26 protein-coding genes are annotated in these 23,605 nt (G+C 47.6%); 5 read left to right on the top strand and 21 right to left on the bottom strand.

Translation table 11 applies throughout. The annotated features are described in order from the left end of the window. Positions 1 to 142 precede the first annotated feature (142 nt). From DFP95_RS04075 to DFP95_RS04065, 3 genes are all read right to left on the bottom strand, one after another. Positions 143 to 550 carry an RDD family protein gene (locus DFP95_RS04075; protein WP_115991251.1) on the bottom strand — a complete coding sequence of 136 codons (408 nt, stop codon included), beginning with the start codon at positions 548 to 550 and terminating at the stop codon, positions 143 to 145. A gap of 183 nt (positions 551 to 733) precedes the next feature. Further along, positions 734 to 1,420, bottom strand: coding sequence for a cupin domain-containing protein (locus tag DFP95_RS04070; RefSeq protein WP_115991250.1), 687 nt, complete (start codon positions 1,418 to 1,420; stop codon positions 734 to 736). A 238-nt stretch (positions 1,421 to 1,658) separates the two neighbouring features. Continuing rightward, positions 1,659 to 1,775, bottom strand: a complete 117-nt coding sequence (locus DFP95_RS04065) for a TetR-like C-terminal domain-containing protein (RefSeq protein WP_245987355.1) — start codon at positions 1,773 to 1,775, stop codon at positions 1,659 to 1,661. A 3-nt stretch (positions 1,776 to 1,778) separates the two neighbouring features. Here DFP95_RS04065 and DFP95_RS28620 point away from each other — a divergent pair, with 3 nt between their 5' ends. Continuing rightward, on the top strand, positions 1,779 to 2,078 hold the full coding sequence (locus DFP95_RS28620) for an SDR family oxidoreductase (protein WP_147304127.1): 300 nt from the start codon (positions 1,779 to 1,781) through the stop codon (positions 2,076 to 2,078). A gap of 116 nt (positions 2,079 to 2,194) precedes the next feature. On the opposite strand, the gene DFP95_RS04060 is transcribed toward DFP95_RS28620, so the two are convergent. Beyond that, the gene (locus DFP95_RS04060; RefSeq protein ID WP_115991248.1) at positions 2,195 to 3,073 is read right to left on the bottom strand and encodes a LysR family transcriptional regulator; all 879 of its coding nucleotides are present in this window, start codon (positions 3,071 to 3,073) and stop codon (positions 2,195 to 2,197) included. A 171-nt stretch (positions 3,074 to 3,244) separates the two neighbouring features. Between DFP95_RS04060 and DFP95_RS04055 the strand changes: the two genes are divergently transcribed. After that, positions 3,245 to 4,429: an MFS transporter gene (locus DFP95_RS04055; protein WP_115991247.1), complete on the top strand. Its 1,185-nt coding sequence runs from the start codon at positions 3,245 to 3,247 to the stop codon at positions 4,427 to 4,429. Between the two features lie 58 nt (positions 4,430 to 4,487). Here DFP95_RS04055 and DFP95_RS04050 read toward each other — a convergent pair whose 3' ends face one another. The 12 genes from DFP95_RS04050 to DFP95_RS03985 form a co-directional block, all read right to left on the bottom strand. Further along, positions 4,488 to 5,990, bottom strand: a complete 1,503-nt coding sequence (locus DFP95_RS04050; protein WP_115991369.1) for an amidase family protein — start codon at positions 5,988 to 5,990, stop codon at positions 4,488 to 4,490. A gap of 265 nt (positions 5,991 to 6,255) precedes the next feature. Continuing rightward, a complete protein-coding gene (locus tag DFP95_RS04045) occupies positions 6,256 to 6,774 on the bottom strand; it encodes a GNAT family N-acetyltransferase (protein WP_115991246.1) in 519 nt (172 codons plus the stop codon). Positions 6,775 to 7,608: 834 nt separating this feature from the next. Then, the gene (locus DFP95_RS04030) at positions 7,609 to 7,788 is read right to left on the bottom strand and encodes a DUF3951 domain-containing protein (protein ID WP_425453226.1); all 180 of its coding nucleotides are present in this window, start codon (positions 7,786 to 7,788) and stop codon (positions 7,609 to 7,611) included. A 120-nt stretch (positions 7,789 to 7,908) separates the two neighbouring features. Then, positions 7,909 to 8,433, bottom strand: coding sequence for a hypothetical protein (locus DFP95_RS04025; protein WP_115991242.1), 525 nt, complete (start codon positions 8,431 to 8,433; stop codon positions 7,909 to 7,911). Between the two features lie 117 nt (positions 8,434 to 8,550). After that, entirely contained in the window at positions 8,551 to 9,030 is a 480-nt protein-coding gene (locus DFP95_RS04020) for a GyrI-like domain-containing protein (RefSeq protein ID WP_115991241.1), read from the bottom strand. A gap of 156 nt (positions 9,031 to 9,186) precedes the next feature. Further along, entirely contained in the window at positions 9,187 to 9,612 is a 426-nt protein-coding gene (locus tag DFP95_RS04015) for a pentapeptide repeat-containing protein (protein ID WP_115991240.1), read from the bottom strand. Positions 9,613 to 9,755: 143 nt separating this feature from the next. After that, the gene (locus DFP95_RS04010) at positions 9,756 to 10,985 is read right to left on the bottom strand and encodes an MFS transporter (RefSeq protein ID WP_115991368.1); all 1,230 of its coding nucleotides are present in this window, start codon (positions 10,983 to 10,985) and stop codon (positions 9,756 to 9,758) included. Between the two features lie 112 nt (positions 10,986 to 11,097). Further along, complete coding sequence (locus tag DFP95_RS04005) at positions 11,098 to 11,790, bottom strand: DUF3105 domain-containing protein (protein ID WP_181907229.1); 693 nt, start codon at positions 11,788 to 11,790, stop codon at positions 11,098 to 11,100. A gap of 193 nt (positions 11,791 to 11,983) precedes the next feature. After that, positions 11,984 to 12,181: a twin-arginine translocase TatA/TatE family subunit gene (locus DFP95_RS04000; RefSeq protein WP_115991238.1), complete on the bottom strand. Its 198-nt coding sequence runs from the start codon at positions 12,179 to 12,181 to the stop codon at positions 11,984 to 11,986. A gap of 38 nt (positions 12,182 to 12,219) precedes the next feature. Beyond that, entirely contained in the window at positions 12,220 to 12,978 is a 759-nt protein-coding gene (gene tatC, locus DFP95_RS03995) for a twin-arginine translocase subunit TatC (protein WP_181907228.1), read from the bottom strand. Next, positions 12,975 to 14,696, bottom strand: coding sequence for a GMC family oxidoreductase (locus tag DFP95_RS03990; protein ID WP_115991237.1), 1,722 nt, complete (start codon positions 14,694 to 14,696; stop codon positions 12,975 to 12,977). The genes tatC and DFP95_RS03990 overlap by 4 nt, the downstream gene beginning before the upstream one ends. A 13-nt stretch (positions 14,697 to 14,709) precedes the next feature. Next, positions 14,710 to 15,483 (bottom strand): gluconate 2-dehydrogenase subunit 3 family protein, encoded by a 774-nt coding sequence (locus DFP95_RS03985; RefSeq protein WP_115991236.1) that lies wholly within the window; start codon positions 15,481 to 15,483, stop codon positions 14,710 to 14,712. 274 nt (positions 15,484 to 15,757) lie between these two features. On the opposite strand from DFP95_RS03985, the gene trhO reads away from it, so the two are divergent. Together trhO and DFP95_RS03975 are read left to right on the top strand one after the other, a co-directional pair. After that, positions 15,758 to 16,660 carry an oxygen-dependent tRNA uridine(34) hydroxylase TrhO gene (gene trhO / locus DFP95_RS03980; protein WP_115991235.1) on the top strand — a complete coding sequence of 301 codons (903 nt, stop codon included), beginning with the start codon at positions 15,758 to 15,760 and terminating at the stop codon, positions 16,658 to 16,660. A gap of 31 nt (positions 16,661 to 16,691) precedes the next feature. Next, positions 16,692 to 17,318 (top strand): helix-turn-helix transcriptional regulator, encoded by a 627-nt coding sequence (locus DFP95_RS03975; protein ID WP_115991234.1) that lies wholly within the window; start codon positions 16,692 to 16,694, stop codon positions 17,316 to 17,318. 320 nt (positions 17,319 to 17,638) lie between these two features. Here the strand turns inward: DFP95_RS03975 and DFP95_RS03970 are convergent, their stop codons facing one another. The 5 genes from DFP95_RS03970 to DFP95_RS03950 all read right to left on the bottom strand — a co-directional run bounded on the left by DFP95_RS03970 (position 17,639) and on the right by DFP95_RS03950 (position 21,880). Beyond that, entirely contained in the window at positions 17,639 to 18,853 is a 1,215-nt protein-coding gene (locus tag DFP95_RS03970) for a hypothetical protein (RefSeq protein WP_115991233.1), read from the bottom strand. Between the two features lie 14 nt (positions 18,854 to 18,867). Further along, positions 18,868 to 19,686, bottom strand: a complete 819-nt coding sequence (locus DFP95_RS03965; RefSeq protein WP_115991232.1) for a hypothetical protein — start codon at positions 19,684 to 19,686, stop codon at positions 18,868 to 18,870. Beyond that, on the bottom strand, positions 19,683 to 20,372 hold the full coding sequence (locus tag DFP95_RS03960) for an ABC transporter ATP-binding protein (RefSeq protein WP_115991231.1): 690 nt from the start codon (positions 20,370 to 20,372) through the stop codon (positions 19,683 to 19,685). Before DFP95_RS03960 ends, DFP95_RS03965 begins: the two co-directional genes overlap by 4 nt. Next, positions 20,369 to 20,797 carry a GntR family transcriptional regulator gene (locus tag DFP95_RS03955; RefSeq protein ID WP_115991230.1) on the bottom strand — a complete coding sequence of 143 codons (429 nt, stop codon included), beginning with the start codon at positions 20,795 to 20,797 and terminating at the stop codon, positions 20,369 to 20,371. The genes DFP95_RS03960 and DFP95_RS03955 overlap by 4 nt, the downstream gene beginning before the upstream one ends. A 327-nt stretch (positions 20,798 to 21,124) precedes the next feature. Further along, the gene (locus DFP95_RS03950; RefSeq protein WP_115991229.1) at positions 21,125 to 21,880 is read right to left on the bottom strand and encodes a MerR family transcriptional regulator; all 756 of its coding nucleotides are present in this window, start codon (positions 21,878 to 21,880) and stop codon (positions 21,125 to 21,127) included. A gap of 202 nt (positions 21,881 to 22,082) precedes the next feature. Here DFP95_RS03950 and gdhA point away from each other — a divergent pair, with 202 nt between their 5' ends. After that, a complete protein-coding gene (gdhA, locus tag DFP95_RS03945; protein ID WP_115991228.1) occupies positions 22,083 to 23,456 on the top strand; it encodes an NADP-specific glutamate dehydrogenase in 1,374 nt (457 codons plus the stop codon). Positions 23,457 to 23,605 lie beyond the last annotated feature (149 nt).

Below are 23,605 nucleotides of genomic sequence, written 5' to 3'. Positions count from 1 at the left end.
CTCAGAATTTGTATATCATTCATCATTTTCGCTGATGTATCGCACTTTATCTCGTCCCTCGACTAATATAAAGCTGTCCGCTAAAGAAGCAAGGCTGCCGATTAAACCTGCGGCAGCCTTGTTGAATATGTACTTTACGGTTTTAATCCCGTATGACTTCCGTACCCGCAATAAAGTCGTGAAGCGACCTTTTGTCCTCTCGGACCCCGATCATAATTGCGCTCGCAATTATGGCAATTCCTAAGGTGACGGCATATAAGATGCCGGCAACTACATTACGCAGCAGCATCGTCCCCAGACCCGGCGGCGTTCCGTCGTCGACCCTCGCGATACGAATACCGCATATCCGTTTACCGATCGTATAACCATTCCATAAGATCGGAGTAAGCAAAGAGTATAGAAACGACAATGTATTTGAGACATATTTATCTATTGCCAATCCACCGGTGAAAAGCACCGAAATGATGGTCAGCGGTACGGCGATGATGAGCGCATCCAGTATAATTGCGCCGAATCGGATCCAAAAACCAGCAGGTTCATTTACCTTCAAACGTGTCTCTCTCTCCTCTCGACATGCAAGGTTCTTTATCAACTATTTATTCGTTCTATGCCGTCTATTACCTTCGTTTCTCTCACGCAACCCCTCTTTAGCTGAACGATCAAGAGCGCATCGTTACACGGCGATGCGCTCTTGATCGTTCAATTGTAGGACCGTCTTTCCCGTTGAAATCCCTCAACCCCAACCGTTTCCGATGACGGGAGCGGGAAATTGCGGATATCCGTTAGCCGGCTGCTCCCATTGTCCGTAAGGCTGCTGATTCTGATAATGGGTAACAGGATGTTGGGAATGGGATGGCGCATTTACCGTTCTATTTGCTTGGCCGGGCTTGCAGCCGACAGGAGGTCCGATGACGACCGTTTGCTTGATAGGGGCGACCGCTGCTTTCCATGTTGCTTCATCCAAACAATAAGTATGGGCAAAAACACTGGCCGGCGTCAAACGGAGCATATCCGAGCCCGCGATAAATTCCGGTACCGGCGCGTCGAATATCGCAAGCAGATGCGTGTTGTCAACCGTAGCGATCTCGTAATGCCACCATCCTTGGGGGACGTTTGCCACTTGGCCTGGCTGAATCGGAAAGTTCATTAACTTTTTACTGAATGGATTAATTAGCGAGACGACGGCTGCGCCGGAGATACAATAGACAAGCTCGGAAGCGTTTTGATGAGTATGGGGTTCGACGACGTTGCCCGTGCTAAGGTAGATATCCAGTAGCGATACGTTGCCGAGTGTATTGAGTTGAGCAATTCCGAGCGCATTGATGAAATTGCGCGAATCCTTCGTGAATAAGTTGTTGTTCTTTAGATCGTACGTAAACTGCACGTTGGGAGCTGTGTAATCCATATAGGAAACTGCCATACGTTATTCCTGCCCTTCTATCCATATAGGCTCATGCCTTACGGAGTAGTGTATGTTCATGGGCGGTTCCGCGTGCAGAGACCGTAGGCACTTCATGAATCGCGCTTCATAACAAGGAAAACGATTGGACGGCATGGGAGACGATATATCCAAAGCTCGCGTTCCATACGAAGGTGAATATAAAGACTAAGAGCTCTGGGGGATTTAGTAAACATCTAAGTAATAAGTAATCTGGCGACTAAAAAATATTATTCCTCTTAAACAATTCCGCTTGTTGCTCGGCCATTGCTTGCGGTGAGTGCGGCATTTCGTTAAGAACCCACCATTCCACCGTACCGACGAAGGCCGAGGCCATAAAATGAATGATCATTTCTTGATCGATACTCTGATGAAAAGAATAAATAATGGTTTTCAAAATATTCGAAAACAGACCTCAACGACTCAATCGTCTCGTCCGGGTCCGTTATCCCCGGGCATGACTGCGACCGATTCGGCGATTGGCGGCCTTCCTTCGGAATACAAGGACATGATTACCAAGAACAGCGGCATGACCATTTCCCCTGACAGCGTCGCAAGAGCCATTGCATACGCCATTCGGGAGCCTGACGAGGTCGGAGTGAACGAAATCACGATCAGGCCAACCTTACAAGCTATTTAAGACACTGCATTTAACGCACCAATTTACAAAAGCCGGCCAACATGGCCGGCTTTTTGCACTAGAATAGCGCAAAACCATACGAGTACAACGTCTTATTTGTAACCGTTATCCCGCGGTCAATGATCCTTCAGTTGCTCATCCGCATAGTCGATAAAGGTGCGCGCCGCGTGATTGAGGTATCTGTCAGAGCGATAAATGATGCCCATCTCCCTTACAGGCGGATAGTCGCTGATCGGGAGAAAGAGAAGGTCAAGATTGTCGATGGATTTCAAAAGCGAATTCGCGACGATTCCCACGCCGATATTGGCCTTGACGAAATGAAACAGCGACGGATTCGAGCTATTCTCGACGATTACGTTCAGGTTGAACCCGTGCTGCCGGCACCAACTATCCAAGAAATCCCTTCCCCAGGACCCTTTGGGATACTGGATGATGGGCAGCGTCCGCAGGTCTGCCAAAGCAATCGATTTGGCCTGCGCCAGCTCATGCTTTTTGGAAACGACTATCCCATACTCCTCTCGAGCTAAGGGACGAATGACCAGCCGCGGATCGAACAGGGGCTTCACGGCTATCCCGATATCCACTTCCGAGTTCAACACCAACCCGGCCACGTCGACATCGGAGACGACCTTAAGTCGGATATCCGGATATCGTTGGATGAAACGAATAAACATCGGGGTGAGGCGATAATCCAGTTCTGACGGCAAAGCACCAACGCTCAGGATCCCGCCTTTCCGATAAATATCGTCCATTTCTTGACGAGCGTTACTGAGATTCTGCAGCATCATCCGGGCGTGCTTCTTCAGAATAGAACCCGCATCGGTCAGCGCGATGCGTTTGCCGATTCGATCGAACAACGGCATTCCGATCTCTTCTTCTAACGCTTTGATCGACAAGCTCAAATTAGGCTGGGAAATCCCTATTTTTTCCGCCGCCTTCGTAAAATGCAGCTCCTTGCACACCGCCATGAAATACTCCAGTTGCCTAAGCTCCAAACTGACACGCTCCTCTCCCGCCGAAAATTCACTTTTAATCATTTTTATTACAAATGATAATTATAAATTCAATATAATTGATAAATGAATATTCTTCAAGTAAGCTTAATCAACCGACAACCGCTATATATGGACAAGAATTAATTATAATAAGAAGGCGAGCAATCCCTCATGAAAAAGCAGTTCCTTATTGCGTTAGCTCTATTTATCGCCGCCTTGAATTCACGACCGGCAATCAATTCTATCGCCCCCTTATTGGACAACATTCGGACGGATCTTGGAATGAGCGGGTCAGTCGCCAGTCTTCTCACCTCCATTCCCGTTCTCTGCATGGGACTCTTCTCTCCGATCGCCGTTAAAGCCGGAAGAAAGTGGGGAATCGAGAAGGTAATCGGAGTAGCTCTGATGATTATCGCGGTCGGTACCGCCATTCGCGTGTTTTCGAATTCCGTTTTCTACTTACTCGTCACTGCTTTGATCGCGGGGATCGGAATCGCCCTCATCGGGCCGCTTCTCACAGGTTTTATTAAGAAAAATTTTCCGAAACAAGTTCCTTCTATGATTTCCTTATATACAGTCGCCCTTACTTTAGGGGCCGCGCTTAGCTCGGGGTTGTCCGCGCTTTTACAGCGCAGTTTCGATTCTTGGCAATACTCTCTGGCCTTTTGGGCAATCATCGCCGTCGTTGCCGCCATTCTCTGGTGGCAGATCGTTCGTCCGAACGACGCAAGCCCGAATCCCACCGCGGCGGGAGCAACCGGCGCCAAGCTGCCTTGGGGGAACGGCAAAGCTTGGATCCTGATGCTGTCCTTCGGGTTAATGGGAATGCTGTTCTACTCCTATACCGCTTGGTTGCCTCAGATCATTCAAGACATGGGATTTTCGAAAAGCTACTCGGCGACTTCTTTGACTTTATTCGTCGTCATTCAAATTCCGGTAAGCCTGCTGGTGCCGCTCCTGCTCCAAAGGTTCCCGTCTCGCCGGTTGTGGTTGGTCGCTTGCTCTACTCTGCAGCTCATCGGCCTCCTTCTGTTGATGCTGAAGGTCGAACCCGCGGTTGCCGCTTTGTTTATCGGAATCGGCGCGGGCGGATCGTTTCCCTTAAACCTTCTTCTTCCGATCGACGCAACGACGAGCGCGCAAGAAGCTACTTCTTGGTCGGCCATGGTTCAATCCGTCGGATACGTCATCGGCGCTTCCGGCCCTATCCTGTTTGGTAAAATTCACGATGCCACAGACAGCTTTGCCTCCGCCGTCGTTGGAATGACGGCCATCGTGCTCTTGATGGTCATCGTTCAGTTCGCGGCTACAGCCGCTAAACGAAAGCCTATGCAGACCGTGCTCCAAACGGGGTAATAGATAAAAGCGACCCGCAAGCGGGTCGCTTTTATCGTTGCCAAATTCTTAGCTTAGATTATTTCAATACGGGTGGTACGCGATAATGAGTGGCTTGCTCGAACGAATAGGCCACTTTGATCAAAGTCGGCTCGCTATATGCCATTCCGCCGAACGTGACCGCAACCGGTTTCCCTTCCTTCGTATAGCCTGCCGGAACCGTGATCGATGGATACCCGGCTTTAGCCGAGATCCCCGCATTCCGTGTATTAGGAAACAACAGTGCATCCAACTTGTAGAATTTCATTGTAAAATCAATACCCTCGGTACGGGACAAGCGTAAATCTTTAAGACGATCGCGGATATATTGGGCATCGGTCAAAGTTCCGCTTGTTGCATCTGCTTCAGTCAGAAGTACATTTCCATATTTGAGGTTCGCACCGAAATCCGTATTATCGAACTTTATGATATCCGACAAAGTTTTAAGCGGGAAATCAGCCTTCAACCCGCTCAAGTAAGCATTCATATCCACCTTGAACTCATATTTGAAGACCGACGAATTGAACTGTGACAACTCTACCGCGGATGGGATATCCGCATTATCGACGATAATCGCGCCTTGTGCTTTTAAGTCTTCTACTACTTTATCGAAAATAACTTTTTCTTCGTCCGTTATCCCGCTTGTATAATAGAAATCTCTCGGAATTCCGATTCGCGCGCCTTTAAGGCCGTCAACCTTTAAGAACGGCGTGTAGTCCGTATAGGATTTCTTAACGCTGGTACCGGTAATCGGATCTTTATCGTCCACTCCAGTCAGAGCACCCAATAGCACGGCCGCATCCGCAACGGTACGGGTAATCGGGCCGGCCGTGTCCTGGCTGTGGGCTAGAGGTACGATTCCATCCCTGCTAATCAGACCGACTGTCGGTTTAATGCCCACAACCGAATTGTTGTACGCCGGACTTAGAATGGAACCCGAAGTCTCGGTTCCGATGGCCAATGCGGTTAAATTCGATGAAACGGATACACCCGACCCGGAGCTTGATCCTCCGGTTCCGAAGACGCCCGGTTTATAAGGATTCAGAACCTGACCCCCGCGAGAGCTGTATCCGCCGGGCATTCCCCTCGTCTTGTAATTCGCGAACTCCGTCATATTTGCCTTTCCAAGAATAATCGCTCCTGCTTCTCGCAGTTTCTTGGCAACGAATGAATCGTCGAGGGCATAGGAATCGGCCAGAGATAAAGAACCTGCGCTCGTATGAAGCTTATCGCCGGTATCGATGTTGTCTTTCAACAACACGGGGATGCCGTGAAGCGGTCCGCGAGGTCCTTTTAATTTCCGTTCAACGTCTAGCGCTTCAGCTATGGCTAATGCATCCGGATTGATTTCAAGAACGGAGTTCAATTTCGGTCCTTCTTTATCGTAAGCAGCGATGCGTTCCAAATACATCGATACAAGCTCAAGCGAGCTAAGTTCGCCCGACTTCATTGCGGCTTGCATGTCCGCTACGGTCGCCTCTTCTATCTCGAAGGTCGTAGCTGGAGCGGCAACAGCGACAGAGGAAAGGGACCCGAGGAACATGGCAATACTTACTGTCAGCGGCATAATTCTTTTCTTCAAATAAATACCTCCCGTATCATGTATTGTTTTATTACTTAAAACAATAAAACGAGTGATTCCACGACAGATTTGCCCATTACTGAATGTGTTTCTCGAAGTATATGTAGCTTAATATCACATTACAATAACATTATATTAACAAATATTAGCACTGGCAATATGCCGACCTCCATGTAAGCGCAGACAAAATAAAAAAAGACGACCTCTCCGCAATCGAAAGTCGTCACTAGTCATGATCAAGAATAGAGAATAATAAGGAATCATGATATCTTCCCTTGTGATACATATGTTCCCTTAGATGACCTTCTTGTTTCATGCCGATTCTTTTCAATACATTCGCGGAGGGGATATTTCCAGGACGACATGTCGCAAACACTCTATGAACATTGAAATTGTTGAATCCGAGCTTTAACATGGCCTTCGAAGCTTCTGTAGCATATCCGCTCCCCCAATATTCAGGATTAAAGCAATATCCTATTTCGGCATTGCGATCCTTAATATAGATGCCGCAACCTCCTATTAAAGCGTTAGTCTCTTTTAAGATTACTCCAAATTCAAAATCCGTTCGTTCGGCGGATTGTTGCTTCATGATCTGCTGCTCAATATAAGCTTTCGTTTCGTCTTCGCTATTCGGCCCCCAGATCATAAATTCTGCTACGTCATGGCGGGATGCGTATTTATGTACATCTATCCAATCTTCATTATTAAAATCGCGAATGATTAATCTTTGGGTTTCTATTTGCACATTACAACACCTCTCGCTGGTAATTGAATAGCTGAAGGTTCATAAAGTTATTACGATCGAAGTAGCAATTCCAATTATGGATATCCAAATAAAATAGGACTTAAAAATGTTCTTTATTAGTTTGTCTTGTCCTTGAATTACCTTTCTATGATCATTCTCGAATTGCAAGTCAGTTGTTGATCCAGAATAGGGATCGGCACTATAACCTGTCATTCCTCGTCTCCCTATCCCTTTCACGAATAATGTAATGATTAGAAGAGCAAGCGATCCCAGAAATAAATAATTAGATATTTGGGTTAATGTCATCGGATCTACACTCCTTTTTCAAGCAATTAATAAGACATCAAGTCTTGAACCTTATGTTTACATTGATTGAGGTCTTAATAAAATTTGAAAGCTGGTCTCGTAATTGAGATTTCTCGGTAATCGTCCAATCCGTACAAAATCTCTCTATTTTATCTATCGTTTCTAATCTTAATAATTCTAGATTTTTTGATACTTTTGACATTTCAATTAAACAATAAATTAAAACTGCTGTTGAAAGGATAAATATATAACTGAAAATAGGGTTACTTAACATAGTCTGAAAAAGTAAGTAAAAACTAAATTTGAATTTAACGAGAACAATTATTTCTAAGAATAGGGAAACCAAAAAATAAATAATTAATTTATTCAGTCGAACTTTTCTACTTCTTAATTCAAGCAATAATTCCTTTGCATCGTTAGAGACCGGAAACAAATCCAACTCATCTTTAAAATTATCAAGTTGCATTTCATACACCGCCTTTTTATAAGTGTATGAACCAAGCTTACTTTGTTTTCCTTTTCTCGGACTTATTTCAACTTATATCGAAACTTATCCTTATCGTCACCCTGATCATCCTCATCTTCATGTTCTTCTTTCTCTTCGTGGAACTCTACCGATGAGTGCCCTGTTATGTTATCAAATGGAGTGTAATTAGAGGTAGGAAGTTCCCTCTTGCTGGCCATCTTAATCATTATGATTCCTAACAATACATGATGTTAGCAGAAATCAAGACTATACATAAAATAACGTATTCCATGGAAAAATCCTCCAATAAATATTTATAGAGAATAGATCTGACTGGTTATGCAAAATCACATCCATAAATCCTATTTCACGAGGAGTTCATAATCTTTACTTGTGATGATTAGTTCTTGTATTCCTTTGTTTTCATTTTTGATTCGAAATTCCGCCTTTGATTTTACTGTGTATTTCCCAGGTTTTTTAATAACGAATTCATAGAATTCTTTACTTCTTTGGTCTAATCCATTATTCCTATAAATTCCATTCGATTCCATTTTAAGTGCATATCCAATATCATTTCTAAAAAGTATGTTTTGTTCTTGTTTAACAGCCTTTCCTTCCTTATCGAAGATTTCGTATGTAAACATTCCAGAACCATGTGAAATCTCCCACGAGATATTCGAATTATTCTTTATGAAGCCCGAAATCTCAAACTTTTGGTTTACGTGGATATCAGGAAGTTCATCGATTCCTACTTCAAACATAGTTTCCTCGGGAGTGTCACTCTGAGTACCAGCTTCTTCTAGTTTACTTCCATCTCGTGCACAACCAACAAAAAATAAAAGCAGCATACTTAATAACAATAGAAACATGTTTGTTCTTTTCTTCATATCTCTCACCTCAAAGATAAAGACGAAAGTTAATGGATGAATGTTCCAATTTTTATTTTTTCAGGGATTTTCGATAACGTTCTTGTATTCACGACATCTATCTCCCCTCGATAGCTCTTATCTTTCCATTCTAAATTTATTCTTTACTGGTATGTAAATTTCCATTTCACTTTCATCAGATCCTGGATTAAACCTACTATCATATAGTTCAACAACAAATGAGGTCTTATCTTCTTCAAGAGAATTTTCTTTCATGTACTCATTAATTTCGTTATAACTTTTCCAGATGTCACTTATTACTCCTTTGTGAGTTGTTATCACGAAAGATTGGTTTTCTATAATTATTAGCTCCAATTCATCGTGTGACACAGAAGAATCACCAACCATTATTCCAAAATAAAATATTTCTGCTCTATCTGGGTGTATCTCCTCTTCTGTCATTTTGTATGAAATTAACTCAATATCATTAGCATTTGAGGGAATTGCCGCATAAAGTTTAGATTTAGCATCAGGTATAGCAGTTGGAAAATCTTTGAAAAGACACTCTTTCTTGATACCAATCATCCTAATAGATTTCAAAATATCATGAGTTTTCATTCATTCATCTCCTAATACGAAAGTGCCACATATATTTTGGTTTTTATTTGGGTAAAACCGGAGTAATTCGCTATCATCATAGATAAAGCCTAATTTCCCTTCTTGCCCGATCATCGTATAACTACCCTAAAAAGAGAACTAACTTCCACAAACCCCTTATTTTGAAGATGTGTGTTGCTTAATCAATTCTTCGATTTTCATTCCATTGATCATTAACCCGGAAATATTGCAATTCTCCAACTTCACATTGCTTAAATCGCAATTCGTAAATATACCTTCTCTTAATGAACAGTGAGTGAATTGCAATGGATTTCGTTCTTGGAGTTCCGGCTCTGGCTGATCCTTATCCGCGAAACCGATATTCTTAAATTGAGCACCGCCCCATTGCGCACCATCGATTGCAAGATCGCTAAGATTGGCATCGGAAATAGTCATACTGGTTAGGTTGACGTCGTTTAACGTTATACCTGTTAAATTGGCACATTCAATAGAGACTTGCTCCGCTCTCACATTCTTAAAGCTAGAACCTGTGATATCCGAGTTAACGACGGTGATTACGTTCTTTTCGTTTTCCAGATGCATGTCTACACCTCCATAGATATTGATCGCTAAATCCAGTATATACCAGATATTCAAACTGTCGAGAAATTTAGCTACATCAGCTACCCAGTGTTCAAACGCTCCATTACAATAGAAAAAAAAAGCAACTACTCCCCAAAAGAGAATTAGTTGCTCTGCAGTTCGATCATTTCTCTACGTTGTTTCCGGAGAAAAGCCAGCAAGATCGCACAGCACACCGAGCACAGAAGCGCCATCAATGCGATGAAGCCATATCCGGCCTGCAAGCCGATGATTGAAGCGTTCCCGACTGCAGCGTCGCCTCCACCTTCACTTGAGAACAACCGGCGCACGCCATCGATAATAAATCCGATCAACAGATTCCCGATGACGCTGGCGATACCCATAAGCGTTACGGTGAAGGTAATAGCCGTATCCGTCCCCTTCGGATATCGCTTGGCGATTAACGCCATCACCGTCGGGTAGATCGGAGCGATACCGGCTCCCGCAATCGCGAAGAGGATCGCGCCTTTTTCTCCGATGAAGATGGCTGCCAAGCTGCATATTCCGGAGAAAGCGGAGAAGATCATAATGGACAACGTGTATCCGATCTTATCCGTAATCGGCCCAAGGAATAGTCTCGCGAGCATGAAGAACAGGAAGAACGCGGACAGCATGCCGGCTGCCTTATCCACTTCCCAGCCATAGGCTTTCTCCAAGAAGTTAACCAACCAGCTACCGACGGCGAGCTCGGATACGACTCCGAAGGAGAGAATCGCCACGATCAGCCATGCGACGGGATCGCGAACGAGACTTCCAAGCGATATCCGTTCCTCCTGACTATGCTCTTCTTGGGGAAACCTGCCTAACAACGATGGAATAATCGGCAGAATCGACAGGGACAGCATGATCAGGTACATCCCGCGCCAACCGAGCTCTCCGCCCATGACATTCCACCCCATCATGGACGCCGCGATGATCGGTGCGACCATGGAGCTTAAGCCATAGAAGAAATGGGACAGATTCATCATCGTCCCCGTATTCCTCGTGAAGATCCGCGCAGCCATAATCGCAAGCCCGATCTCCAGCATTCCGTTACCGATGTACATGAGAAAATAGGAAGCCGACAAGGTAGCGTAGTTCGTTGACAAATACATCAAAATTCCGGATATAGCCATTGACCCGAAAGCAAGAATACCGGTCCATTTAATGCCGATCTTTCTGGATAACAGACCAGTAAACGAACACGCGACGAGATAGCCGAGGGAATTCAGAGCGAGAAGTACGCCGAGCTGCGATTCGTCCAGTTGGAAATCGAATTGCATTCGGGGAATTGCGGGACCCTTGACGTTCTCGGAAAATCCGAAAATAAGAAAACCGCCGAATACGACGAACATTAGAATGTAACCGTTAATTTTCGAGCCTTTGTCCAATTGATTATGCCTCCCGGACTACAATGAATGGCTAACCATATTGGCAAGTATGATTGCTTACGGTCCTTAAGCTACCTTACATTGTACCGCCGCCGCGGCGAATGTTCGCCGGAATTTGCTCCGGCCCTTTGTTGATATTCTGATAAATAAATGCGCCTATTTTCTTCTCGTCGTACTTGGAAAGCTCCATCGTTTTGGTCCATGCGTTCACGACGACTTCTTTGCCTTCCGGAATATCCGTGCTCGGTGCGGACAGTACGCCAGCCCCGGCTTTCTTGAAATGAACCAAGTACTTGATCGAATCGATAATTTCCTGGCTAGCGTCCGGACGGTAATAGATAAGAATATCTCCGTGCTCCAGATTATGAACCAACTTCTCGGTAGGAGGCTTCTCCTCGTAGAATCCGAATTTAAGATCGTGGGGACTATGGGTACCCGAGGTTGGAAGCTTCATCTCGTATACAACCGGCATTTCCGAATGTCCGCCGCCATAATCTTTGTCCGTCGTTACTTCTATAGGAGTATCGTAATTCAGCGTACCGATATCGTATTTGCTTCCCAAAGTCTGAAACAGGGCAACGATGACGAGAATCACGGCGACTCCAAGCATGCTATGCGCTAACGCTCGCGTCGTTCTGCTCTTCTGCTTGAGCGCGGCTTTCTGTTCCTTCTTCAATTTGCTGTGATTGTCTTTATTTTGTTTGAAGGCAAGCTGATACATGAAGATCGATACTACAATTAATAATACGCCTATTATTCCTAGAATCATCATTACTCTCCCCGATCTTTATATGTTTGCGCTCGCTTTGGCAGACATCGCCCACCCTTCAAATTATAGAGTACGATCCCACGCGTTACAATAACAGCTTAATCCCGCTACCCGACGGCAAACCGAAAAAACCAAGCCCCTTGAGCTTGGTTTTCACGAATAAACGATTGATGCTACTTCACTCCGTTGCCCCTTATTTCACCTTCTCCAATTCCACGATCGTCACCTTATCCTCGGGCTCGTCGTCCGCGATTCCCTTGGTGGAATTACGGAATTCCCTCAGCGTGTCTCCGAATGCGCGCCCCAATTGCGGCAGCTTGGCCGGTCCGAACACGATAAGCGCGATGACCAGGATGATGACCAGCCCGGATACGCCGATATTGTTAAACATGGCATTTCCTCCTTTTTATTTGGTTTGGCAAAAGCAATTTAAGACAACCGCATAGCCATCACGGCTCTTCTGCGATGATAACGAACGGAGATAAACGCGCTTATCTCGAAAAGCGCAATCAGCGGTACGGTGACCGACAGGTGAGATACGAAATCAGGAGGCGAAATCACAGAACCGAGTACGGCTAAGCCCACGTAAGCGTATTTACGAACCTGCTTCAGCTTCCCCGGCGTCAATAGTCCGATTCGGGTCAGGAAGACCATGACAAGCGGCATCTCGAACGCGATTCCCATCGGCAGCAGGAAACTAGTCAGGAACGACACGTAATGCTGGATGCCGTATACCTCCGTCGCGCCGATTCCCCGATTCAGCTTAACCATGAATCGAATCATCATGGGTAACGCGACGGTGTATCCGAAGCCTACGCCGAATACAAACAATAGAAACGAAACCGGAACGTACATCAGTGTGCCTTTCGCCTCCGATTCCGTCATTCCAGGTCTTGCGAACGCCCATAGATGGTACAGAAGAACCGGCAGCGTTAGCAGTACGCCAACGAGCAGCGCGCATTTCATGTAGACGACGAGCCCGTCGGATAGAGCGAACACGCTCCATTGCACGTCGATAGAACCCAAGTGACCTTTAATGTAGGTCAGGATAATCGGGGATGCGTACAATCCTACGCATAACGCGGCGATGAAGCATGCAGCCACATAGATGAGACGCTTGCGAAGCTCGGACAGATGGACGACGAGATCCTTATCGATCAGTTCCGCCGTTGCATCGGTTCGTCTCATACGAGCGATCCGCCTTTCTGTAAATACTTCTCTATGCCTTCGGCGGTCCGATACGCCAGAGCGCCTACGGTCGCCGTCGGGTTATAGCCGCTATTATGGGCAAAATTCGATGCACCGCATACGAACACGTTCTCGGCATCCCACATCTGCAAGTAATTATTCACGACCGATGTCTTGGGATCGTCGCCCATAATCGTTCCGCCTGTATTGTGGGTGGATTGGTATGGCACGATATTGTACTGCCTGATCGTGTCGTGCATCTCCGTTTTCGTCGCTCCCATGCCATCCGCGATTTCCTTCGTTTTCTGGGCGATGAACTTCACGAGCTCCACGTCCTGCTCTTCGAAATCGAACGTCATCCGGATCAGCGGCATCCCGAAAGCGTCCTTGTACTCCGGATCCAGATCCAGATAGTGATATCGGTTAGGCATGCTCGCGCCTTGTCCCGATACGGCGAGTACGCGGTTAGCGTTATGGATCGAAGCTTGCTTGAAATCCTTGCCCCACGTAGGAGTCCCCAAGGGTACCGGTTGGTATTGAATCGGACGTAATCCCGTCTGGGTAAACCGAATATTCGCCCCGTGAAGGAACTTCAAGTCGCTATGGTCGAAATTATCCCCGTTGAAGTCGTCTATGTTGCTACCGAGAGCTCCGGCACCCATCGCCAGGTTGAACTCCCGATCCTCGTAGAAAGCACTGGTGCTCGCTCCGTTAACCTGGTAAGCATAGTTGCGGCCGATCGCCCCCGTATCCGTCTTCGGATCATAGGGCTTCCCGAGCTTCGACGTAAGCAATAACCGTACGTTCGAGAACACGTAACCGGCCAAGATGACCACGTCCGCAGGCTGAATGAACTCTTCTCCGGTCGGCGTATTCACGTATCTAACGCCGGATGCCTTCTTGCCGTCATGCATGATTTCCGTGACGTTGGCATGCGTGCGCAAGTCCAGCTTGCCTGTCTTCAACGCTACCGGGAACACGGTTACGACGGGATCCGCTTTGGCGCCGTATTCGCAACCGAAACGTTCGCAATACCCGCAATATTGGCAGGAGGCGCGCTCGATTCCGTCCGGATTCGTGTAGTTATCGGACAAGTTGGCCGAAGGGATAATATACGGATGGTAACCGAGCTTCGTAGCCGACTCCTCGAATATTTTCATGCCGGGCGTCTTCTTCATCGGTCCTGTCGAAAAAGGAACGGACATCGCGCCGATGTTGGGCGGGAGCGTTTTATCCCCGGAAATGCCGGCCATCTGCTCGTATTTGACGAAATACGGCTCAAGCTGATCGTAGGTGATTCCCCAGTCCCGTATCGTCATATCCTTAGGAATTTTGTTTTTACCGTACCGTTCAACCGTCTTGCTATAGATCTCGAAATCATAGGGCAGAAATCGGTAATACTGCCCGTTCCAGTGAACGCCGGCTCCGCCAAGTCCATCCCCGAGCAAGAACGAACCGTAGGAGCGCATCGGCAAAGCCTTCATCTTCTCCGTATTACGGAAAGTTATCGTCTCCTTGGAGAGGTCCTGCATTAATTCGTATCTGGACGCGTATCTCAATTCGTCATGCACATGGTAATAATCTTGCGTAGCGCGGCTCTTCCCACGTTCCAGGCCGACGACGGTATGGCCGGCTTTCGTTAACTCGGCGGCGAGAATTCCGCCTACCCACCCCATCCCCACGATAACGACGGATGCTTTCGGTAGCTTCGTAGCCATTCTTAGATCCTCCTTAACCTAGCTCGAGATGATCATGCAAGCTTAGCGGCTCCATCTTGATGAACTCTTCCTTCTCGATGTCGTCGTAGAAGCTCATCTGGTTGCCGGGATAGTTCCTCATTTTCCAACCTGCCATGTTCTTATTCCCTCCGTATAGCGGATCTGCATAGACACCTTCGATCGTCAGGCTTTGAAGCAAGGAGAAGAAGGTGGACGCAGGCACTCCCTTCAGATTGACCTTATCCTTCTCGAAATCGGATAGAACCGCATCTTGTTCCTCCGGCGCCAGCTTCGTGAACGTCTTCTTGTATTTATCGGAGCTGTATTCGTTCAGAGCGTCGAGTCCGAGCGCCAGAAGCTCTCTGCGCTTGAAGGAGAGCTGGTAGCCTTGAGAAGCTTCCGCCTTATAGAACGGAGGCATCATATAATCTCTCGCGTTCATGCCGTATGCGCTTGCCATCTGGTGATCGATGAAGAACGCCGCGCCAAGCTCCTTAGCTCCCGGCCCGTTCTCGTCCGCGGGGAAGATTCGCTCGGAAGCCGCTTCCGTGATCATAAACTGATCTTGATTGAAGAACATTAGCGCTTGATTGTAGTCGCGGTTCGATTCGGCCGCGGGAGTCTTCGTCTCTCCCGGTTCCGCATCCTCTCCCCGCTTCTGATTGCTCGAACCGATGATTCCTCCGATAACGCCGCCAACGACTACGCCGCCGATCGCGGTACCCGAATATTTAAGGAACCTTCTCCGAGATTCGTCCTGAGGCTTCTGCGTTGGTTTTTTCGCCATTTGGGTCCCTCGCTCTCTTCCTGATACGGAAAGGATATACGGTAAGAGTTTCCCTTAGATTGGTTTTTCATCCAGAAAATAATCCAGGTCGATTCGTCGAATAATCGCTACATACTAAACATCAATGTTGACTAAGTAATTCCGAACCGCTACAATATTGGAATAAATGCTTTACCCGCTACGATATGACCCTCAGCTTAGCGGAAGAGATAAGGCTCCCCTTTCTCTTCCGCTATTCTTTATTCCGCACTACAGACAAGAAAGGTGTTCGATCATGACGACAGATTACCGCATATTGCTATTTTACAAATACGTGCCCGTCCAAGACGCCGAAGCTTACGCGGCGGAGCATCTCCAATATTGCAAGGAACTTGGAGTCAAAGGCCGCATTCTCATTGCCGACGAAGGAATCAACGGTACGCTCTCCGGTACGATCGAGCAAACCGAGAGCTATATGGAGACGATGCGCTCCAACCCTCTCTTCGCCGACCTTCTCTTCAAAATCGACGAATCCGAGGGGCACGCCTTCAAGAAACTGTTCGTCAGATACAAGAAAGAACTAGTTACCTTGCGTTACGATAAGAAGCTGAATCCGCACACGGATGGCGGCGAGAGGCTGAGCCCCAAGGAATTCCACGAATACTTGCAACGGGACGATGTTCTCATTCTCGACGGTCGAAGCAATTACGAGTACGATCTCGGACATTTCCGCAACGCGGTTAAGCCCGAGCTGGAGACTTTCCGCGAATTCCCGGAATGGATTCGCGACAATCTTGCCGAGCACAAGGACAAGAAAATCCTTACCTATTGCACCGGAGGTATTCGTTGCGAGATGTTGACCGCCGTACTGAAGAACGAGGGTTTCGAGAGCGTCTATCAGTTGGATGGGGGCATCGTCACTTACGGCAAAGATCCCGAAGTGCAAGGCAGAGGCTTCGACGGCAATTGTTACGTATTCGACGAGCGCGTATCCGTCCGCATTAACCAGACCGACGAGCATATCCTCGTTGGCGAATGCCATCATTGCGGAACGCCGACCGACCGGTATGCGAACTGCACGGACGATACTTGCCACCTTCAGCATCTGAGCTGCGAGCCGTGCGAAACGGAGAAAAAAGGATACTGCTCCGCGGAGTGCGAGGAACACGATCTCGTTGCTTCCGGATCGACCCTGTAAGCATATGAGTACCTCGGAAGGAGGTCTTGCTTTGAAAGACGATATGGACTTGTCCACCCGGAACAAAATCATGCAAATGCTCAAAACGTCGGGAGAGCTCACGACCAAGGAGCTTACCGACCAATTGGGAATTACGGGAATGGCCGTCAGGCGCCATATCTCCATCTTGGAACGGGACAACCTGATCGTATCGACGACGGTTCGCCTCCCGATGGGCAGACCTGCCGCGGTCTATCGTCTGACCGACCAAGCCGAGGATTATTTCCCGAAGAAGTATCATGCCGTTGCGCTCGACCTTCTGGCGGAACTGGAGGGCGAAGCGGGAGAGAACATGGTCAACCATCTCTTCGATCTTCGCAAAACCACGCTTATGCAGAGGTACGAGAGCAAGATGGCGAACAAGGATCTGGAGCATAAAGTAGCCGTTCTCTCCGACATTCAGAACGAGAACGGCTACATGGCGACTTGGGAGAAAAGCGGCGATGAATTCGTCTTAACCGAGCATAATTGTCCGATTTCGCGTGTCGCGAACAAGTACAATCACGCCTGCAATTGCGAATTGAACCTCTTCGAATCATTACTGGACGCGCAAGTCAGCCGTACCGATTGTCTAGCCAATGGCGACAAGAAATGCGTATATCGCATTCGCCCGCAATAATAAACGCTTCTTTCCCGGTTGCTAAGGAAAGAAGCGTTTTTTGTTGTGGCTATGACACCCGCAAATGCAATAAACCTCCAAGACACCCTCCATAGTCGGTTTTTCCGACTTTGACTCGCACCAAACCTCAAGCTCAGCCCGCCATAGTCGCTTTTTCCGACTTTGACTCGCACCGAACCTCCAACCCACCCCGCATAGTCGCTTTTTCCGACTTTGACTCGCACCGAACCTCAAACCCACCACGCCATAGTCGCTTTTTCCGACTTTGACTAGTCCAATCGGTAAAAGAAGCTCCCAGAAACCCCAACCCACCCTCGTCGTCAGACTCCAACTTCGATGTTCAGCAATCTCAAATTCTTCAACTGTTCTTCCGCTTTGGAAGACGGTCCGACAAAGACGGTCTTGCCCTTATATAAGATATTCCCGCTTTTCGCGTCGAGAACGGCAACCATCGCTGTATCCTCATGGCGCAGCATCGCGAATATCCTCTCTTGGCTCAACGTAATAGAAGTGATGACCTCTACTCCGAGATCCTCCGCGGTAACCACGGTCTTCTGCTTTTCCACCTGTCCGGTCCTTAGATTATATCTCATCCAAGTAATCGCGTTCGTATCATTTTTCAAGACCGTTAAGACCTGACCGTTTAACCTAAGGAAATCGCCGAATTCATTTTTTCCAGGTGTTCCTTCATCTAACATCTTCGGTAACTCGACAAGTTGTCCCGATGCATAGGAATACGAGTAATAACTCTCTCCCCTCACTTCAAGCCGGGAACTATCTTGTCCCTGAAAAGCCTTTTGTTTGCGAGCCCGCAACACGACATACTCTCCGGACCCAGACCGAATTTCGTTCGCGGTGAATTCTAAGCTGAGTTCCTCCCCTTCTGCTAGAGGGATATTAAGAGATATCGTCTCGTTCCGCAGCAACTCCCCGCTGGACAAGTCGAATACATAAACATGAAATTCCGAATTCTGACGAGCGAACACATGCAATTCATTTCCGATTCTTTGAACATCCTCGACATAGAAAAAGCGATAGGCATCCTCCACCTCCACGTCCACGTTCGTGCGATGCCGGGTCACTTTACCCGTTTTCTCGTTGACCATGTCTATCTTAAAGGTTATTCGCTGAGAGGCCTCCTTTTTCTGAAGAATCTCCGCGTAAATCAGCCATTCCTCGTCCTTGTAGAAACTCTCCATCTTGTTCTTCCCCCTTATAAAATGAGGATGCTGCTCCTTCAGTTTGCGAAATTCGGGTTGTCGGAACATCCAAGAGCGTGCGTCCGTGACGTTTTCCTCGAATAAGGATTTATCGATTTCATACTGGGTTCCTTGCTCCGATACCATTAAGGCTTTCGAGCCTTTGCCTCCCCAATAATTTCCGCTAAAGTCGACATTCGCGATCTCGCTCGGATCCCCTTCGATCGTTTCCAGCTTATATTGCGGCAATTCGACCAACGCGCCATGGACGTAATAGGTCCCCACCGCCGCCAAGATGAACGTTCCTAATAGGATCGATAACAAATATCGTTTCACTGGGTTTACCCTCCTTATACCGTTATTTTCTTCTTCAACAGCCGGAAACCAAGCCATATGGAAACGGCGGTAATCAGAATCCCGATCGCGAACTCGATGGCAATGATCTCCTCGGGGTACAAATAAGAACCCGTCCACATCAGGTACATCGTATATAAAAACACGAACGTGCATATCGACGCATAACCGACGGCATATAAGATTCCGGCCAACCGATAGCTTCTTTCTAGCAATATGGCCGTAAAAATAACGATAACCGCAGCAATCCCCAACAAATACGAGAGAGCGAATCGATCGAAGTTACGCGGCAGTAAAACATCCAGAACCAGATTCGCCGAGACGACGTCTCCGAAAGTAGAAGCTTCAAAATGCTCGGCAGGAACTATTAGCTTAAAGACCCATTGTTCGACGGGCAGCAATAATAGTTGAAAGGAAAGCATCCCCAGCACGAGTAAAACGATTGCGGTTAGCTTAGCCAGGTACACGTGTTTTCTGGAAGCAGGCAACATGAGCAATCTGTAGATAAAGGAGACTCGCCCGTACCAATCCCTGTACCAGATGAGGAAAACGTAAACGCTTAACGCCGCAATACACGCAAGGATAGGAAGGCTATAGAGCATGCCCGGTATCATATCCGCGAAAGAGAACCTCTCCAACGCTGCACCGTTTACCAGTAGATTATGAATGAGCGCGTCGGCAGCCCTGTCCAATTTCCCGTTTACGTGAATGATAAGAGTGACCATTTGCCAGACCAACGTTAGCCCCATCATGGCAGCCAACGGATAACGGAATCTATGGATTTCCATGTGTACGAGTTTCAAATAATGGCTCAAGCCAAGTACACCTCCCGCATGACGTCGACGATCGACTTTCCTTCATCGCTGCGAATCTGTTCGCAATCGAATTCCCGGCTAATCGTGCCGTTATTCATAATGACCGCTTTATCGATGAGATGCTCCATCTCCGCGATCTCGTGTGTCGTCAATAATACGCCGCGACCGTCTAGTAAGTCGCTCGAGAATACGTCCGCGATTTGTTCCCGGCTAAACATATCGATTCCCGAGAACGGCTCGTCCATTAGCACGTATTCCGAATCCTGCGCGAGTCCGATCGCAAGGTTGAATTTCGCCGCGGTTCCTTTGGAGAGATGACCGATTTTCTCGTTCCCATTCAGTTGGAAGAATTGAATAAGTTCCTTAGCCCTCGCCGGATTCCAGCTTCGATAGAAGTCCGCCATGAATTGCATCGCTTCCTCCATCTTCATGCCAAGCGGCATCGTCAAGCGGTCGGGAATGAAGCTCACCTTCTCGTAAAGCTCTCGGGACATCGGTCTTCCGTCTATATGTACCGTTCCGGAATTTACCTGAGTCAGTCCCATGATCGCTCTTAGAACGGTAGACTTTCCGGCGCCGTTAATGCCGATCAAGCAAGTAATCTGACCCTTCTCCGCCGTAAATGATACGCCGTTCAGTACGTTGCGTCGGCGATAACTCTTACGAAGGTTAACGACTTCAATCATGATTGATTCCCCTCCTGTAGCTCGTTCGGCCGATTTTCTATCTCTTCCAAATATTTAGCTTTAACCAGCTCCAACAACTCATTCATGGGTACGTCAATGATTTTCGCCGTCGATACGAAGCGATCCACCGCTTCTCCCAACAACTCCGATCTGATCGAACGTAGAATCTTCCCGTCCGATGTAATTCGGCTTGGCGAATTCCCTTCCGTTACGATCAAGCGCAGTTCCTCCATCTCTTTATATGCTCGCTGAGCCGTGTTCGGATTGATTTTGAGCATAGCCCCAAGATCCCTTCTAGATGGGATAACCTGTCCCGGTCCTAACCTTCCCGTCACGATTCGCTCTTTGAAATGCCGCACCACTTGCAGGTACACGGGATCCCGATTATTGAACGCGACCTCTTCCCACACCTCGCCATTTTTCATTCCGCAACCTCGCTATCATCAAGTGTGTGTACTAACTAGTTCATACACTATGAATGTATTATGTCATTAGTACACTTGGGTTGTCAATTGCAATGATCGACAGATGTATAGTAGGTTGTGGCTTTGCTGAAGATCGCGATTATGGCAGGGCAGAGACGCGAAAAACCCTACTTAATCCTGAATTCCTTAGCGGAATCCGGTGGATCAAGTAGGGTTTGCGTAGGTTAGCGTGATGGGAAACAGCCGAAAATCTCTTCGACCGGCATTCCGGTCGTCTTAACGGCACCACGGGCCGCTAACTCCGAAGTACGCCTACGCTTCTTCGCCTTATCCCGTATAGATCAGAACCGCGTCGCGAAGAAATTGAGCGACTCCCGGTTGGTCCTTGTCGTAATAGGCCGCGAATCTTTCGTCGTCCACGTACATTTGGGCAACTCCCGCATGGGCATCCTTGCTGTAACTGTCCCAATAGAAGCTGAGCCATTGTCGATGAAGGTCCGCCGCTTCTTGCGCGAGTTCTCCCGCAGGATCGCCGGTAGCGAATGCCTCGGCAAGCTTAATATGGACATCGGCGGTTAATTGCTCGATTTCGGCGTGTTGCTTCTCCGTCATGTTTTTAATTTTGAGATTCGACTTGTCGACTAGCTCCGAGCCATACTTCGCCCGGATTTCTTCGCCGTATTTTTCCTCGTTGTCGTCGATCATTTTCTGCTTAAAGCCTTCGAATTTCTGCTTATCGGTCATGTCGGATTTCCCCTCTCTTTGAGCCAATGTCAAATCAACGTTCTCGATCAGAAGGTCTAGCTGCTTTCTTTTGTCAAGGAGGCTGGCGCGATGCTCTCTTAACGCCCGGTCGGCATCGAAGTGCGGCGCGTTAATCAGATTTTTGATCTCGTCCAGGCTCACGCCCAGCTCCCGATAGAACAAAATCTGTTGCAGCTTATCGACTTCCTGTTGACCGTAAATCCGATAACCCGATGAATTAATTCTCGCCGGCTTGAGAATGCCAATCACATCGTAGTATCGGAGCGTTCGGGTACTTATGCCCGCTATGAGACCTAGCTTCTGGACCGTATATTCCATGTGTTCTCCCCCTCGCAAAATCATCGTACACCTTTACGCTGCGTCAATGTCAAGCGGTTAAAATTCAAATTTTTATCGCAATGCGCAAATTAACATTCGCTATAAACCACAAATTTTAGTGCATATTCTACAAACAATTAGTATAATAATGCATAGTTTATTACAAATAGTGCAAATAAATTTTAAGGAGTGTTAGAACAAAGTGCCAACAGTCACAGCAGAGACTACCTCAATCGCCAAGCAGTACGTTCAATCCGTGTATGAAACCGTCATTAAACGTAATCCTCACGAGAGCGAATTTCATCAAGCCATCAAAGAAATCTTGGACTCCCTTACACCCGTGTTCGCCAAGCATCCGAAGTATATGAATCATGGCATATTAGAGAGAATAGTCGAGCCTGAACGCGTCGTCTCGTTCCGGGTGCCTTGGGTCGACGATAGCGGCAAACCTCAAGTGAACCGCGGCTTCCGCGTTCAATTCAATAGCGCCATCGGCCCTTACAAAGGCGGTCTCCGCTTCCATCCTTCCGTTAACGCCAGCATCATCAAATTTCTCGGCTTCGAGCAGATCTTCAAGAATTCCTTGACGGGACTTCCGATCGGCGGCGGCAAAGGCGGAGCCGACTTCGATCCTAAAGGCAGGTCCGACAATGAAATCATGAGATTCACTCAAAGCTTCATGACGGAATTGTACAAGTATATCGGTCCGGACGAGGATGTTCCCGCCGGCGACATCGGAGTAGGAGCTCGCGAGATCGGCTATATGTTCGGTCAATACAAGCGGATAAGAGGCGGTCATGAGGCCGGCGTGCTTACCGGAAAAGGCATCATATACGGAGGAAGCCTCACTCGTACGGAGGCGACCGGTTATGGTTGCGTGTACTTCGTGAACGAGATGCTGGAGTCCAAGGGTTTGAGCTTTCAAGGCAGCAAAGTCGTCGTCTCGGGTTCCGGCAACGTATCGATCTATGCGATGGACAAAGTCAACCAATTGGGAGCAAAAGTCGTAGCTTGCAGCGACTCGAACGGTTACATATATGACCCGAACGGAATTAATCTGCAAACGGTCAAACGTCTCAAGGAAGTCGAACGCAAACGGATCAGCGAGTATGTGAACGAGCACCCTCATGCCGCATATACGGAAGGCTGCTCAGGCATCTGGTCCATTCCGTGCGATATCGCCCTACCTTGCGCCACGCAAAACGAAATAGACGAAGAGTCGGCCAAGTTGTTAATTGCTAATGGAGTCAAAGCCGTTGGCGAAGGGGCGAATATGCCCTCCACTTTGGAGGCAATCGACGCTTTTTTGCACAACAACGTTCTCTTCGGACCGGCAAAAGCCGCGAATGCCGGCGGAGTTGCTGTATCAGCGCTCGAAATGTCCCAGAACAGCATGAGACTGTCGTGGACGTTCGAGGAAGTCGACGCCAAGCTTCACGCGATTATGAAAAATATTTATCAGAACAGCGTAAGAGCCGCGGAAGTATACGGTCAATCCGGCAATCTGGTCGTCGGAGCTAATATCGCGGGATTCATTCGCGTTGCCGATGCTATGGTAGCTCAAGGCGTCGTCTAAGCAAGGGGGTGTCCCATCGGTCGATAAAAACCGGTGGAGACAACCCCTTTTTTATGTCTATTTACTTCATCTTCTACACGTTCTCCTATTCGCTCTCGCTCTCCTTTTTCTCCTATTCGCTCTCCTTCTTCTCCTATTTGTTCACCTTC

It is taken from the genome of Cohnella lupini, assembly GCF_003386205.1.
Lineage (GTDB): Bacteria > Bacillota > Bacilli > Paenibacillales > Paenibacillaceae > Cohnella > Cohnella lupini.
Note: the sequence above shows the minus strand (reverse complement) of the source record. Positions and strands in the feature narration are given on the sequence as shown.

Coding starts and splice junctions, on each gene's coding strand:
- DFP95_RS04070 (WP_115991250.1), bottom strand. CDS start 1,420: ATGGCAGTTTCCTATATGGATTACACAGCTCCCAACGTGCAGTTTACG.
- DFP95_RS04065 (WP_245987355.1), bottom strand. CDS start 1,775: ATGGCCTCGGCCTTCGTCGGTACGGTGGAATGGTGGGTTCTTAACGAA.
- DFP95_RS28620 (WP_147304127.1), top strand. CDS start 1,779: ATGAATGATCATTTCTTGATCGATACTCTGATGAAAAGAATAAATAAT.
- DFP95_RS04055 (WP_115991247.1), top strand. CDS start 3,245: ATGAAAAAGCAGTTCCTTATTGCGTTAGCTCTATTTATCGCCGCCTTG.
- DFP95_RS04050 (WP_115991369.1), bottom strand. CDS start 5,990: ATGTTCCTCGGGTCCCTTTCCTCTGTCGCTGTTGCCGCTCCAGCTACG.
- DFP95_RS04025 (WP_115991242.1), bottom strand. CDS start 8,433: ATGAAGAAAAGAACAAACATGTTTCTATTGTTATTAAGTATGCTGCTT.
- DFP95_RS04020 (WP_115991241.1), bottom strand. CDS start 9,030: ATGAAAACTCATGATATTTTGAAATCTATTAGGATGATTGGTATCAAG.
- DFP95_RS04015 (WP_115991240.1), bottom strand. CDS start 9,612: ATGCATCTGGAAAACGAAAAGAACGTAATCACCGTCGTTAACTCGGAT.
- DFP95_RS04010 (WP_115991368.1), bottom strand. CDS start 10,985: ATGTTCGTCGTATTCGGCGGTTTTCTTATTTTCGGATTTTCCGAGAAC.
- DFP95_RS04005 (WP_181907229.1), bottom strand. CDS start 11,790: ATGATTCTAGGAATAATAGGCGTATTATTAATTGTAGTATCGATCTTC.
- DFP95_RS04000 (WP_115991238.1), bottom strand. CDS start 12,181: ATGTTTAACAATATCGGCGTATCCGGGCTGGTCATCATCCTGGTCATC.
- tatC (WP_181907228.1), bottom strand. CDS start 12,978: ATGAGACGAACCGATGCAACGGCGGAACTGATCGATAAGGATCTCGTC.
- DFP95_RS03990 (WP_115991237.1), bottom strand. CDS start 14,696: ATGGCTACGAAGCTACCGAAAGCATCCGTCGTTATCGTGGGGATGGGG.
- DFP95_RS03985 (WP_115991236.1), bottom strand. CDS start 15,483: ATGGCGAAAAAACCAACGCAGAAGCCTCAGGACGAATCTCGGAGAAGG.
- trhO (WP_115991235.1), top strand. CDS start 15,758: ATGACGACAGATTACCGCATATTGCTATTTTACAAATACGTGCCCGTC.
- DFP95_RS03960 (WP_115991231.1), bottom strand. CDS start 20,372: ATGATTGAAGTCGTTAACCTTCGTAAGAGTTATCGCCGACGCAACGTA.
- DFP95_RS03955 (WP_115991230.1), bottom strand. CDS start 20,797: ATGAAAAATGGCGAGGTGTGGGAAGAGGTCGCGTTCAATAATCGGGAT.
- DFP95_RS03950 (WP_115991229.1), bottom strand. CDS start 21,880: ATGGAATATACGGTCCAGAAGCTAGGTCTCATAGCGGGCATAAGTACC.